The 13,349-nt window shown below is 69.5% G+C and carries 12 protein-coding genes; 3 read left to right on the forward strand and 9 right to left on the reverse strand.

The genetic code is table 11. The annotated features are described in order from the left end of the window. Window positions 1-27 precede the first annotated feature (27 nt). Window positions 28-789 carry an IclR family transcriptional regulator gene (locus FPZ12_RS07525; RefSeq protein ID WP_144747084.1) on the forward strand — a complete coding sequence of 254 codons (762 nt, stop codon included), beginning with the start codon at window positions 28-30 and terminating at the stop codon, window positions 787-789. 40 nt (window positions 790-829) lie between these two features. Continuing rightward, window positions 830-1,600, forward strand: coding sequence for a PaaX family transcriptional regulator (locus FPZ12_RS07530; RefSeq protein ID WP_279537775.1), 771 nt, complete (start codon window positions 830-832; stop codon window positions 1,598-1,600). Between the two features lies 1 nt (window position 1,601). On the opposite strand, the gene FPZ12_RS07535 is transcribed toward FPZ12_RS07530, so the two are convergent. From FPZ12_RS07535 to boxC, 6 genes are read right to left on the reverse strand one after another with little or no spacing between them, the layout of a single operon-like run. Then, a complete protein-coding gene (locus tag FPZ12_RS07535; RefSeq protein ID WP_243769721.1) occupies window positions 1,602-2,597 on the reverse strand; it encodes an aldo/keto reductase in 996 nt (331 codons plus the stop codon). Beyond that, on the reverse strand, window positions 2,594-4,144 hold the full coding sequence (gene paaZ, locus FPZ12_RS07540) for a phenylacetic acid degradation bifunctional protein PaaZ (protein WP_341771208.1): 1,551 nt from the start codon (window positions 4,142-4,144) through the stop codon (window positions 2,594-2,596). Before paaZ ends, FPZ12_RS07535 begins: the two co-directional genes overlap by 4 nt. After that, window positions 4,141-4,497: a ferredoxin gene (gene fdxA, locus FPZ12_RS07545; RefSeq protein WP_144747085.1), complete on the reverse strand. Its 357-nt coding sequence runs from the start codon at window positions 4,495-4,497 to the stop codon at window positions 4,141-4,143. Before fdxA ends, paaZ begins: the two co-directional genes overlap by 4 nt. Window positions 4,498-4,518: 21 nt before the next feature. Then, window positions 4,519-5,523, reverse strand: coding sequence for an NAD(P)/FAD-dependent oxidoreductase (locus FPZ12_RS07550; protein WP_144747086.1), 1,005 nt, complete (start codon window positions 5,521-5,523; stop codon window positions 4,519-4,521). Window positions 5,524-5,533: 10 nt separating this feature from the next. Continuing rightward, window positions 5,534-6,955 (reverse strand): benzoyl-CoA 2,3-epoxidase subunit BoxB, encoded by a 1,422-nt coding sequence (boxB, locus tag FPZ12_RS07555; protein ID WP_150980215.1) that lies wholly within the window; start codon window positions 6,953-6,955, stop codon window positions 5,534-5,536. Between the two features lie 3 nt (window positions 6,956-6,958). Then, window positions 6,959-8,662: a 2,3-epoxybenzoyl-CoA dihydrolase gene (gene boxC, locus FPZ12_RS07560; RefSeq protein ID WP_144753007.1), complete on the reverse strand. Its 1,704-nt coding sequence runs from the start codon at window positions 8,660-8,662 to the stop codon at window positions 6,959-6,961. Window positions 8,663-9,221: 559 nt separating this feature from the next. Between boxC and FPZ12_RS07565 the strand changes: the two genes are divergently transcribed. Further along, complete coding sequence (locus FPZ12_RS07565; RefSeq protein WP_144753005.1) at window positions 9,222-10,079, forward strand: PaaX family transcriptional regulator; 858 nt, start codon at window positions 9,222-9,224, stop codon at window positions 10,077-10,079. Between the two features lie 9 nt (window positions 10,080-10,088). On the opposite strand, the gene fabG is transcribed toward FPZ12_RS07565, so the two are convergent. The 3 genes from fabG to FPZ12_RS07580 are packed head-to-tail and all read right to left on the reverse strand — an operon-like array spanning window position 10,089 to window position 13,346. Further along, a complete protein-coding gene (gene fabG / locus FPZ12_RS07570) occupies window positions 10,089-10,841 on the reverse strand; it encodes a 3-oxoacyl-ACP reductase FabG (protein ID WP_144753002.1) in 753 nt (250 codons plus the stop codon). After that, window positions 10,838-12,475, reverse strand: a complete 1,638-nt coding sequence (locus tag FPZ12_RS07575) for a class I adenylate-forming enzyme family protein (RefSeq protein ID WP_144752999.1) — start codon at window positions 12,473-12,475, stop codon at window positions 10,838-10,840. The genes fabG and FPZ12_RS07575 overlap by 4 nt, the downstream gene beginning before the upstream one ends. Then, window positions 12,465-13,346, reverse strand: a complete 882-nt coding sequence (locus tag FPZ12_RS07580; protein WP_144752997.1) for an enoyl-CoA hydratase/isomerase family protein — start codon at window positions 13,344-13,346, stop codon at window positions 12,465-12,467. Before FPZ12_RS07580 ends, FPZ12_RS07575 begins: the two co-directional genes overlap by 11 nt. Between the last annotated feature and the right edge of the window lie 3 nt (window positions 13,347-13,349).

Raw genomic sequence — 13,349 nt, forward strand, 5'->3', positions numbered from 1 at the left:
AGCAGGAAGTCCGGAAGTGAGGCAACGGTGCCCAAGACCGAGGGCGAATCGCTGATCAGCCGGGTCGCGCGCGTGCTGGAAGCGTTCGACCGCGACACCGAATCGGTGTCGCTGAGCACGCTCGCCAACCGGTCGGGGCTGCCGTTGCCCACCACCCACCGGCTCGTCACCGAACTGGTCCGCTACGGGCTGCTCGAACGCGACGGCACCAAGGAGATCCGGATCGGGCTGCACCTGTGGGAGCTGGCCGGGCGGGGCAACCGGGGGCTGGACATCCGCGACGCTGCCCTGCCGTTCATGGTCGACCTGCGCACCGCGATCCACGAAATCGTCACCATCTCGGTGCTCGACCAGGGTTCGGCGCTGTTCCTGGAGCGCCTGGCCCCGGCGGCGACCACCCTCGTGGCGGGCCGGATGGCGGAACGGCATTCGCTGCACGCCTCCTCCTCCGGCCTGGTACTGCTGGCGTTCTCGCCGCCGGACTACCAGGAGGAGGTGCTCTCCGGCCCGCTGGAACGGCTCACCGACGAGACCGTCACCGATCCCGCCCAGCTGCGCCAGATCCTGGCCGACATCCGGCGGCGGCGGATGGTCTACGCGCCAGGGATCGGTACCGTCGACTGGAGCGGCATGGCCGTCCCGGTCACCGGGGCCGGCGGCGAGGTGGTGGCCGCGCTCAGCGTCGTCTATCGCCGCGGCACCGAGCGCCCGCTGGCCCACGAACACGCCATGCACACCGCGGCAGCCGGGATCTCCCGCGTGCTGACGCAAGGACGGCACCGCCCCTGAACCCCAGGTCAGGCACCTGCTCAGGAGCGCGAGAGCACTGCTGCTGACCGTGCTGGGAGATTTCGCGTGGCCGGAGAACCGGCCTGTGTGGACGTCGGCCCTGCTCTACGCCCTCACTGGAATGGGTCGTGAGGAGCGCACAGCGCGGCAAGCCGTCGCGCGCTGCGCGAAAGCGGGCTGGATCGAGAAGACCAAACACGGACGCACGGTCTCCTGGACACTGACTCCGCAGGGCGCCGAAGTGATCTCTTCCGGGGCGCGCCGGGTCGGCGGGCGTGCCCCGCGCAAATGGGACCGCCGCTGGCTGATCCTTTCGACCACCGTCCGCGAGTCACGCCGCGCGACGCGCACGCGCCTGTACGCCGGGTTGCATTGGGCAGGCTTCGGCAGCCCCACACCGGGTCTGTGGGTCTGCCCGCACACCGACCGGCTCGACGAGGTGACGCGCCTGATCGAGGACCTCGGCCTCAAGGACGAAACGATCGCCTTCATGGGGACCGCCGAGGCCGTGGGCATCCCGGAAACGGAGCTGGTGCACCGGTCCTGGGACCTCGACGCGCTCCGGTCGTACTTCGAACAGGTCCTGCTCCAGTACGGCGATCTGACGCCGGCCCCCGGTGACGACACGTTCTTCGCCTACCTGGGGATTGTCAGCGAGCTACAGCGGTTTCCCTACCGCGACCCGAAACTCCCGGAGGAGCTGGTTCCGGACTGGGTCGGCAGGAAGGCCGCGTCGACGCTGTGGAACCTGCGCGACAAATGGTCGAAAGAGGCGACCCGGCGCTGGGCTGAGCTCAACGCCGGGCCCTGACTCAAGCCCGGAACGCCGCACCGGCGGCGGCCGGGAACCGGGTGTCCACTTCCGCAAGCAACTCCGGTGACAGCGACAGGCCTCCCGCGGCCAGGTTCTCCGCCAGGTGTTGCGGCCGCCCGGCGCCGGGGATCGGGACCGCTCCCTTCGCCATCAGCCACGCGAGCGCCAGTTGCGCGGGCGTGTATCCGTGCTGCCGGGCCAAGTCCAGGATCGAACCGAAGGCGCTCACGTTCGCGGCGAGGTTCTCCGGCGAGAAACGGGCGTTGCGGGAACGGAAGTCCCTGCCGGGCATCTCCTTGATCTCGCCGGAGAGGAAACGCCGGTCGGCCAGGAATCCGCTGCCAAGCGGGCCCCAGGCGACCAGTCCGGTCCCGGTTTCGTCGCAGGCCGGGATCAGCTCGCGCTCGGGATCGCGGTGCCACAACGAATATTCGGTCTGCACGGCGGCTATCGGGTGCACCGCTGCCGCCCGCCTCAGTTCGTCTGCCGTGACATTGGACAGCCCGAGGTGGCCGACCTTGCCCGCCCGGACCTGCTCCGCCATGGCCCCCACGGTCTCCTCGACCGCCACCCCGGGATCCGGGAAGTGCAGGTACCACAGGTCGATCCGGTCCACGCCGAGCCGCTCGAGGCTCGCGTCGATGGCGCGCGCGACGTGCTCGGGGCTGCCGTCGACGAAGAGCTTCATCCGGTAGCCGACCGAGATCCGGCGGCCCTGGTCCGGCCCGGCATACCCGAATTTCGTCGACAGGACGACTTCTTCGCGACGCCCTTCGATCGCCCGCCCGACCAGGCGTTCACCTTCTCCGCGGGAACCGTAGGCGTCGGCGGTGTCGATCAGCGTGACCCCGCCGTCGAGGGCCCCGCGGATCGCGCGGACGGCCTCATCCTCGCTGATTTCGCCATACACGCCAGGCGAAAGCCCTATGGTGCCCAGCCCCAGCGCCGACACGGTGAGACCGGCGCCGAGGCTCCGGGCAGGCAGCGCGGTCACGGCGAAACCACCGCGCGCAGTACCTCCGGCGAACCTTGAAGGGCCGTACGCTGCATGTGGTGCAGGACGGCCCGGATGCCACCGAGTTCCTCACCACCGCCCGCGCGACCCGGCCCACCATGCACCGTATGCGGCAGGGGCGAACCATGGCCGGTGGACTCGCCCGCGTTGTCGCGGTTCAGCAGAAGAAGCCTGCCGTGCCAGGGAGCCAGCCCGCCGCCGACTGCGCTGACGAACGCCGCGTCGTGGCTGACCACGCTGCCCGCGAGGCTTCCCGCGCCGCGTGCGGCCAGTTCGACCGCGTGCGCCGGGCCGTCGTAGGGCAGCACAGTGCTGACGGGGCCGAACGCCTCGACAGCGTGCGGTGCCCGCGCGTCCGGGTCGGCGCGCAGGAGCAGGGGCGGCAGGAAGCCCCCGTTTTCGGCATTGGCCCCGGAAAGCCCGAACGCGTCGGGATTCCCGTGCACCAGCTGGGCTTCACCGGTGAGCGTCTTGAGGGCCCGCCGTACCTCGTCCCGCTGGGACAGACTCGCCAGCGGTCCCATGTGGACACTGTCGTCCGCCGGGTCGCCGACGTGGATCTCCGCCAGTTTCGCTGTGACGGCGCCGATGACGTCCTCGATCACTGCCCGAGGGACCAGTGCGCGCCGGATCGCGGTGCACTTCTGGCCCGCCTTCACGGTCATCTCGGTGACCAGCTGCCCGACGTAGAGGTCGAACTCCGGCGTGCCAGGGCGTGCGTCCGGGCCGAGGACCGAGCAGTTGAGCGAGTCGGCCTCGGCGGTGAACCGGACCGCGTTCCCGGCTACCACCGGATGCGCGCGCAGCGCCGCCGCGGTCGCGGCGGAACCGGTGACCGACAACAGATCCTGGCCGGTGAGGTGGTCCGCCAGATCCCCGGGCGGGGCGCACACCAGCTGCAAGGCTCCCTCGGGCAGCAGGCCCGACTCCACGATGCGGCGGACCACCAGCTCGGTCAGGTAGGCCGTCTGGCTGGCGGGCTTGACCACCGACGGAACCCCGGCGAGGAACGCGGGCGCGAACTTCTCCAGCATGCCCCACACCGGGAAGTTGAACGCGTTGATCTCGACGGCGGCACCCGTCAGCGGCGTGTACACGTGCTGGACGGCGAAGGTGCCGTTCTTGCCCACCTGCTCGGGCCCACCGTCGGCCAGCAAGCCGCGCTCGGGCAACTCCCGTGCCCCTTTGCCACCGTAGACGAACAGGACTCCGATGCCACCGTCCACATCGACCGTGGAGTCCCGTTTCGTCGCGCCGGTCCGGGTCGAGAGGGCGTGGAACTCGTCGAGGTGCCCGCGCAGGAACTTGCCGAGGTCCTTGAGAATCGCCGCGCGCTGGTGGAAGCCGAGCGCCCGCAGCGCCGGACCGCCCACCTGCCGGGCGTAGCCGAGAACCTCTCCGAAATCGGGGCCGCTCAACGGAATCCGCGCCACCTCGGCCCCTGTGGTGGCGTCGGGCAGTGGGCGTCCTTCGCCCTCGAAGCCGCGCCAGTGCCCGAGGACATGGCTTTCCAGCATCCGGGTCATTCACTGTCCTTTCCGGACTTGGCCGCGTAGCCGGCGATGAAGTCGGTGTCCACGCCGATGGGCCCGGTGTTCACGGCACCGCCGGGCGCGCCGAGCACGTCGTCCCGGCCCGGGAGCGGTTTCTCGAAGAAGGCACGGTTGTCCTCGACGAACTGCTCTTGGTCATCGGGGACCCGGCGGTCCTGGCTGATCGCCTGCACTGGGCAGGCCGATTCGCAGTTGCCGCAGTCGATGCATTCCAGGGGGTTGATGTAGAGCTTGCGTTCCCCTTCGTAGATGCAGTCGACGGGGCACTCCTCCATGCAGGAGCGGTCCATCACGTCGATGCACGGCTCCGCGATCACGTAGGGCATGACAGGTTCTCCTCGGACTTCTCAAACGGATGCCGGCGCGTCGGTGGAATGTCCCGGGAACACGGGCTGCGCCGGGTCGAGGTGGTGCGCCGCGTTGTTCACCGCCGTCGCGGCCTCGCCGAAACCGACCGCGATGAGCCGCACCTTGCCCGGGTAGTCGGTGATGTCGCCCGCGGCGAAGATCCCGGGCACCGTGGTGCGCATCGCCGGGTCGACCACGATGTGCCTGCGGCCGGTGACCTCGATCCCCCACTCCAGCAGCGGGCCCAGGTTCGCCGTGAACCCGAGCGCGGCGATGATCTTCTGGCACGGCAGGGTTTTCACCGCGCCGCCGGTGGTGCTGACCTCGACGCCGTCGATGGCCCCGGTCCCGTGCACCGCGCTGATCTGGGCGTTGGTGATGATCTCCACGTCCGACGCCTGGACCGCCGAAACGGTGGCCGGATGGGCGCGGAAGGTGTCTCGGCGGTGCACCAAGGTCACGGAGTTGGCGACCGGGTGCAGCGCGTGCGCCCAGTCGAACGCGCTGTCACCCCCGCCCGCGATGACCACGTCCGCCCCGGCGTAGTCCTCCAGCCGCCGCACGAAATACGCCAGCCCCTCGCCCTCGAACACCCGCGCCGCCGGCAGCGGCCGCGGCGTGAAGTTCCCGATGCCACCGGTGATCAGCACCGCGCCTGCCCGGACCGTCACGCCCTCGCGGCTGGTCACCACGAACTCCTCCCGGCCATCCGGCCCGGGCACTCGTTCGAGCGCGTCCGCGCGGTGGCCCAGCAGGTACTCCGGGCCGAACGGCTCCGCCTGGGCCAGCAGCCGTTCGACGAGCTCCCGGCCGCGCACGGCCGGGAACCCCGCGATGTCGAAGATCTCCTTCTCCGGGTACAGGGCGTTGACCTGCCCGCCCGGTTCCGACAGCGAATCCATCACCGCCACGGACAGGCCGCGGAACCCCGCGTAGTAGGCGGCGAACAGCCCGGCCGGGCCTGCCCCGACGATCAGCAGATCGACGGTCTTCGCAGTAGTCATCGCGGCCGCCTCACGGGAGGTAGACGTACTCGTAGTCGAAGGGCTTGCCGTTGATGCCCTGGCGCGGCGGCGCGACCCAGCTGGCGATCCTGCCGCGCTCGTACACCGGGTACATCAGCGACCGCACGAACGTGAAGTCCTCGCTGGTGGGCAGCCACTTCGCGCGGCACTGCTCCCAGGTCGCGGCGTCCAGCACAGTCCCTTGTGGACTGATGTGGAAGTCCGAGTACACCCCGACCTCGCGGTTGAACCCCACATGCGGCAGCGACAGCCGGAAGTCGATCCCCGCGTCGGAGAGGATCTTGTTCCAGCGGTTGAGGCCGTTCTGGCAGTCCGCGCTGTATTCACCGCGCAGATCCAGGTTCAGCAGCAGCAGCGCGGACAGCTCCTCCTGGGTCCAGATGCCGTCGGCACCGGGCTTGTCCAGGAACATCGCGTCCTCGGTCAGCTTGTGGTCGTCGGTGCGCCGTTCCTCCTGCCAGCGCCCCTTGAGCCCGGCGGTGAAGTAGTTGGCGGCGTTGGTGGAGGTCTCGCTGCCGAACAGGTCCAGCGAGACGCTGTAGTGGAAGTTGATGTAGCGCTGGATGATCTCGAGCGGGATCCCGCCGTGCGCCGCGATGTCCATCGTGTCGTGCTCGCGGATCAGGTCGGCGGAACGCTGCACCACCCGATCGACACCGGTCGTGCCGACGAACATGTGGTGCGCTTCTTCCTTGAGCATGAACTCACACGTGCGGGAGAGCGGGTCGAACGCCGACTCCTTCAGCGTGCCCAGCTGGTACTTCCCGTCGCGGTCGGTGAAGTAGGTGAACATGTAGAACGCCAGCCAGTCCGCGGTCTCCTCGTTGAACGCGCCGAGGATGCGGGGCGAGTCCGGGCTGCCCGAGTTGCGGAACAGCAGGGCTTCCGCCTCTTCACGCCCTTCGCGGCCGAAGTAGGCGTGCAGCAGGTACACCATCGCCCACAGGTGCCGGCCCTCTTCGACATTGACCTGGAACAGGTTGCGCAGGTCATACAGCGACGGGGCGGTCAGGCCGAGCAACCGTTGCTGCTCCACCGAAGCCGGCTCGGTGTCGCCCTGCACCACGATCAGCCGCTGCAGATCCGCCCGGTACTCCCCCGGCACCTGCTGCCACGCCGGCGCGCCCCGGTTCTCCCCGAACGCGATCCGCCGGTCCTGCCGCGGCTCGGACAGGAAGATGCCCCACCGGTACTGCTCCAGGGCGACGTGGTCGAAATGCGCCCAGCCCTCCCGGCCGACGCTCACCGCCGTGCGCAGGTACACACCCTGGTTCTCCAGGGCGGGCCCCATCTCACCCCACCAGTTCAGGAACTTCGGCTGCCAGCCCTCCAAGGCCCGCTGCAGCCGCCGGTCCGAGGACAGGTCGACGTTGTTGGGGATCTTGTCCTCGTAGTTGATGGATGTCGTCACGGCTCACACCCGCTTCCTGTCGAAGATCGCTTTCGTCCCGGTGCCGTAGCGGCGCAGCGCGCCCTCGGCGCCGGAGGCGTTGGGCCGGATGAAGATCCAGTTCTGCCAGGCGGAGAGCCGGCCGAACACCTTGGTCTCGACGGTTTCCGGGCCGACGAACCGGTGGTTCGCCTCCATCCCCGTGCACGCGTCCGGGGACAGCGCCGCCCGGCTCTCGACCACGATGCGGACCTCGTCTTCCCAGTCGATGTCGTCCGGGGCGTCGGTCACCAGCCCCAGCTCCTTGGCTTCGAGCGGGGTGATCGGCCGGCCGGTTTCCTTGCCGCGCAACCAGTCCAGATGCTCGGCGTGGCCGTAGAACCGCGACTCCAGCCGCGACAGCCCGTTGCCCATCGGGAAGGCGCCGAAGTTGGCTTCGGTCAGGCGGATCGCCGCGCGCTCCTCGGAGTCCTCATCGTCGATCGGAGGGCCGTCGAGAATGTACTGCCGGTCGCAGGCCAGGGCCAGCTCGGTCAGCATGCCGGTGAAGCAGCTACCCGGCTCGATCAGCGCGATCAGACTGCGGCTGGTCACGTCGAGCCGCTTGAGCGTGCGCTTGAAGTACTGCACGATTTCGTTGGCCAGCCAGTGGCTCCCGGCATGGGCCAGCAGCAGCCGCTCGTAGCCGTCGACCACGTCCGGGTCGCCTTCGGTGCGCAGCACCCACGTGCCCAGTTCCGTTTCGTTGGCACGCAGCCGCAGGATCAGGTCGTCCAGCTCGCGGGTGACCTGAAGCGGCCAGAACCGGGCGCCGACACCATCCAATGTGGACGGAGCGGACTCGCGCGGGACCCGCACGGTCACCGCGACCACGGAATTCGCGCGATCGAACTCGGCGGACACGTACTCGTAACGGATACCGTCCGCAGTGACCTCGCGGTCGAGCGGGACCAGCTCCACACCCTGGGCATCCGCGGGCCGGTTCGACCTGAGCGCGAGTTCGGCGGCCCGCCGCCGGACCGCGTCGTCGAACTGACGGGGCGGCACGATCTCGTCCACCAGGCCCCAGTCCACGGCCGTCTTGCCGCGCACGCCATCCGAACGCGTGGCGAACACGTCGGCGAGATCCTTGCGCACCCCGCGCTTGTCGACCACCCTGGTCAGCCCGCCAGTGCCCGGCAGCACACCCAGCAACGGCACCTCCGGCAGCGAAACAGCGGAGGAGTTGTCGTCCACCAGGATGATGTGGTCCGCCGCCAGCGCCAGCTCGTACCCACCACCCGCGCAGGCGCCGTTCACCGCGGCCAGATACGTCTGTCCGGAGTGGAGGGTGGTGTCCTCCATCCCGTTGCGCGTCTCGTTCGTGAACTTGCAGAAGTTCACCTTCCACGAGTGCGCCGACCCGGCCAGCATCCGGATGTTCGCACCGGCGCAAAAGACCTTGTCCTTGCCGCTGGTCACCACGACGGTCCTGACCCCGGGATGCTCGAACCGCAGCCGCTGGGTCGCGTCGTAGAGCTCGATGTCCACGCCGAGGTCGTAGGAGTTGAGCTTCAGCTCGTAGCCCGGAACCAGGCCACCGTTCTCGTCGACGTCCAGCACCAGCCAGGCGATCTCGCCCTCGACGCGCAGTCTCCAGTGCCGGTAGGTGTCCGGGTGCGCGTCGAAGGAGACCTCCGGCCCGGCCGGGGCGTCCGCCCTCGTTTCCCTGTCCGCGATGACTGTCATGGGCCCTCCTTCGTTACCGACAATCTACAAGTTTTATTTGGATCGTCAATATTTAGTAGAATGTTAGCGTTGGAGACGCAACCCACACAAGACGTGTCCTCGCCGAGCGCGTGCTCGCCAGGCATGACGAAACGGAGGTATCGGCGAGGTGTTCGGTCCATAACGGACAGAGGAGCGACACCCCCGGCACGGCGCAGGCGTCGCGCGTGCCGCGCCGACCGCGTTCGCGCCGGGTTCCCCACCGCGGGCGTGTGCGCCGGGCAGGAACGGGACGATTTCCCCAGCCCAGGGAGACCCGCGGACGGTGGACTGCGCCATCACGCCGGAGGACGTGACCCAGCTCCAGCACACGTCCGGGACGACGGCCTCGCGGTCATTGACCACACCGCGTTCGTGCCGCACCAGGGTTTCGAGGAAGAAACACTCCGCTTCGGCGCCGTCCGCGCATCGAGCGCCGAACGGTGGCCCCCTGAGGCAGCGCCTCCGCCACGCCGCCGGGCCACCTCGGCGCACGTCACCATGACGGTAATGTTGTCCAGGACCGAGGTGGTGATAAGTGATGGCAGAGGGCGGGAACAGGCCCCGCGTGTCCCGGCGGCGCGAGGTTTCGCATGCGAGTGCGAGGTCGCTGCTGGTGACGATGCTCGGCGAGTTCGTGCTGCCGCGCGGCGAACCGGTCTGGACCTCGACCTTCGTGCACATGCTGGCGCGCTTCGGGATCGAGGAGAAGGCCGCGCGCCAGGCCCTGACCCGCGCCGCCAGTGAAGGGTGGATCGTGTCGGAGCGGGCCGGGCGGCGGGTGCGCTGGCAGCTGACCGCTCCCGGGCGCAGGCTCCTGACCGAAGGGGCGGAACGGATCTACGGCTTCGGCCGGGCGCAGCAGGACTGGGACCGGCGGTGGCTGATCCTGCTCGTGTCCATCCCGGACTCCCAGCGCGATCTCCGGCACCGCGTGAAGAGCCAGCTGTCCTGGGCGGGTTTCGGCTCGCCGACGCCCGGGGTGTGGGTCAGCCCGGACACCACGCCGCCGCCGGAGGCGGAAAAGATCATCGCCGAGCTCAAGGACGGCGGGCAGGCGATGTCGTTCGTCGCGGCGCACGGTGACGTCAGCGACGAGGTGGACATGGTCGCGAAAGCGTGGGATCTCACCGGGCTCGAGGCGAACTACGAGGCGTTCATCGACGAGTTCACCGGCCTGAAGCCCCGCGCCGGCGACGCCACCTTCGACGCGCTCGTCCGGCTCGTGCACGAATGGCGCCGGTTCCCGTTCCTCGACCCCGGGCTGCCGCGCGACCTGCTGCCCGCCCGCTGGAGCGGCGAGCAGGCGGCCAGGCTTTTCCACAAGCAGTACGACCAGTGGCGCGAACGTGCCGTGCGCTACTGGGAAACCGTCGCGGACGCCGAGGAAGCCGCCTGACGCCGGCGTTCACATGTCACGTCCCCCGGTGACCTCCAGCACCGCCCCGGTCACGAACGACGACATGTCGCAGGCCAGGAACAGCACCGCGTTCGCCAGTTCGTGCGGCTCCCCGGCGCGGCCCAGCGGGGTGTCCTGGATCCGCGCCTGCCATGCCCCCTCCGCCATCGCCCTGGCGCCGGGCGTACCGAACAGGCCAGGCTGCACCGTGTTCACCCGGACGCCGAACGGCGCCCACTCCTTCGCGGCCGTCTTCGTCAGCCCGACGATGGCCGCCTTCGCCGCGGCGTAGTGCCCCTGCGCGATCCCTCCGGTCTTGGCGACGATCGACGAGATGTTCACGATCGTGCCGCTCCCCTGCCCGCGCATGGCTTTCGAGGCTTCCCGCATCATCAGCCACGATCCCTTGAGGTGGACGTCGAGCACCTCGTCCCAGACCTCGACGGTCATCTTCCGCAGGGTCGACGGTTTGATCACGCTCGCGTTGTTCACGAGGACGTCCACCGAGCCGTACGCGTCCTGGCACGCCCGCACGAGGTGCTCCGCGCTCGCCGGGTCGCGGACGTCGGCCTCGACGCACATCGCGGTGCCGCCACGATCCTCGATCCGTGCCGCGACGCTCGCGGCGGCCACGGCGTTGAGATCCGCGACCGCGACGCGCGCCCCATGCCCGGCGAACACCTCGGCGATCGCCTGCCCGAGGCCCTGTCCCGCGCCGGTGACGATGACACTGCGCTGGTCGAGCAGTTTCGCGCTGATCATCCCGGTACCCCGGCGGTCGTGGTCTCGTCCCGGTCCACTCCCCCGGATCCGGTCCATTCCCGGAGCAGCTGGGCCCGCAGCACCTTGCCCTGCGGGCTGGTCGGCAGCAGCTCGGACCGCAGCCACCAGCGCGTCGGCACCTGGAACCGCGCGAGTTCGCCGGTCACCTGGGCTCGCAGGTCCCCGGCCGTGGCCGTGGATCCCTTGCGCAGCACGACGACGGCGCCGACCTGTTCCCCGAGTTCCGCGTGGGGCAAGGGCAGCGCGGCCGCCTCGACCACGTCCGGCAAGGTCGTCAAGGCTTCCTCGACCCGGGCGCAGGCGATGTTCTCGCCGCCCCGGATGATGATTTCCTTGCTGCGCCCCGACAAGTACAGATAGCCGTCCTCGTCGACCCAGCCGCGGTCACCGGTGTGCAGCCAGCCGTCCTCGTCGACCGGCGAAGGCGCCTCGGGCAGGAACCCGCTCATCAGGCCGGGACTGCGCGCCAGGATCTCACCGGCACCTTGCTCGTCCGGATCGACGATCCTGATCCGCGCCACCGGCAGCAGTTTCCCGACCGCGCCGGGCCGCTCCCGCAGTTCCTTCGCCGAACCCATCGCGAGCAGCCCGCCGGTTTCGGTCATGCCGTAGAGCGAACCCGCCCCGCCGCCCTTGAGGTTCGGGAAGGCACGCCGGACCCGCTCGGTGAACCCCGGCGGGGACGCGGAGCCACCGAGTCCGATCGAGCGGAGGCTGGAGACGTCATGGCGCGCGAAATCCTCGTGTTCCATCAGGCGCACCACCATGGCGGGTACCGCGCCCCAGGTCCGCACCCGCTCCTGCTCGATCAGGCGCAGCACCTCCGCCGGGGAGAACCGGCCCGCCTGATAGACCAGCCGCCCGCCGGTCAGCAACGGGCTCATCAGCACCTGCACCCCGGCGAGGTGGAACAGCGGGACGGTCATCAGGCTGACCGAACCGGGATGATCGCCGGGCAGTTCGGGCGGCAGGCGTTTCGCCGTGCCGAGCAGGTTCTGCATGTTGTTGACCACGGACCGCTGGGACAGCACGGTGCCCTTGGGCGTGCCCGTGCTGCCCGCCGTGAACAGGACCAGGGCCGGATCGTCCTCGGCGACCTCGGGCAGTGCGAAGGGCCCGGGGTCCACGCCGTCGAGTAACGGCGTGACCCCGGTGATGTCGGCCGAACCGACGCCTTCCGGCACCCTGTCCGCGGCCTCGTCGTCGACGATCACCAGCCGGGGCGCGATGCCCTCGATGAGGCCGCCCGCCTCGGACACGCTCCACCAGGCGTTGCCGAGCACCACGACCGCGCCGAGCAGATGGCCGGCCCAGTACGTGATGCCGAGCTCGAGCCTGTTGCGGCACAACAACATCACCCGGTCGCCGCGCTCGACCCCGTGGTCACGCAACCACAGCGCGGTCCGGATGACGGCCTGTTCGTGCTGGGCGAAGGTCAGCCGGTGCCCGTCCTGCACCAGGTGCACGCGGTCCGGCCAGCGACGGCCGTCGAGCAGCAGCTCGGCGACCGAACGCCGCCGGTCCCGGTACACCGGCGAGGGCCGCCCTTGGACGTCCTCGGTGACCACCTCACGGCCCCAGGCGGGGCCGGTCCGTTCCGGTTCACTCAGCATGGGCCGCACCCGCTTCTTCCCGGAACCGCGCGTCACGCTGCTGGTAGGCGGCTTTGGTGCCCTGCTCGCGACGGGTGCGGAAGAAGTTGAACTCGTCCTTCTCCAGCGACATGTTGGTGCCCAGGGTGTGCCCGACGAAACCGCGCTGGAACTGCTGGGTCGCGCCGAGGGAGTCGAGCGCCATCTGGTGGATCGCCTTGCCGGTGACGAGCGCGTCCTTCGGGTTCCGCGCCACCCGGAGCGCCCAGTCCTCGGTGGTCTTCTCCAGCTCCTCCTCGGGCACGGAAATGTTGGCCAGTCCCAGTTCCACGGCCTCGGGCCCGGCGAACTCCGAGCCGAACAGCAGCATCTCGCGGACCTTCTTCGGGCCGTACTGCAGCAGCAGGGTGTTGAGGTGCCAGGTGTTCCCGGCGAACCCGAGACGCTGTTCGGCGTGGCTGAACTTCACGGTGTCCGCGCAGACCACGAGGTCCACCAGTTCGGCGAGGTACATGCCGAAGCCGACGCACGAGCCCTGCACCTGCGCGATCACGGGCTTCGCCGCGTACTGGAAGGCCATGTAGCCCTCGGCGAGCCGCCGGTCGATCTTCAGCCGGGTGCGCTGGTTCATCCGGACGTGCCTGCCGTCGGCGTCGCGTTTGTTCAGCCCGTAGACCTCGACGACGTCGTCGAAGTCGTGTCCGACGCAGAAGGACTTTCCGCGGCCTTTCAGGATGATGACCTTGATGTCGTCGTCGTCCTCGAGCTCGTGCAGCCGCTCGACGAGGAAGTCCGCGTCGTCGAAGGTCAGCGCGTTGCGCTTGTCCGGGCGGTTGAGCACCAGCCGCCCGATCGCGCCGTCTTTTTCCACCAGTACGGGTTCGTCTGCCATCGT

The sequence above is a fragment of the Amycolatopsis acidicola genome (assembly GCF_007713735.2).
Classification (GTDB): Bacteria; Actinomycetota; Actinomycetes; order Mycobacteriales; family Pseudonocardiaceae; genus Amycolatopsis_E; species Amycolatopsis_E acidicola.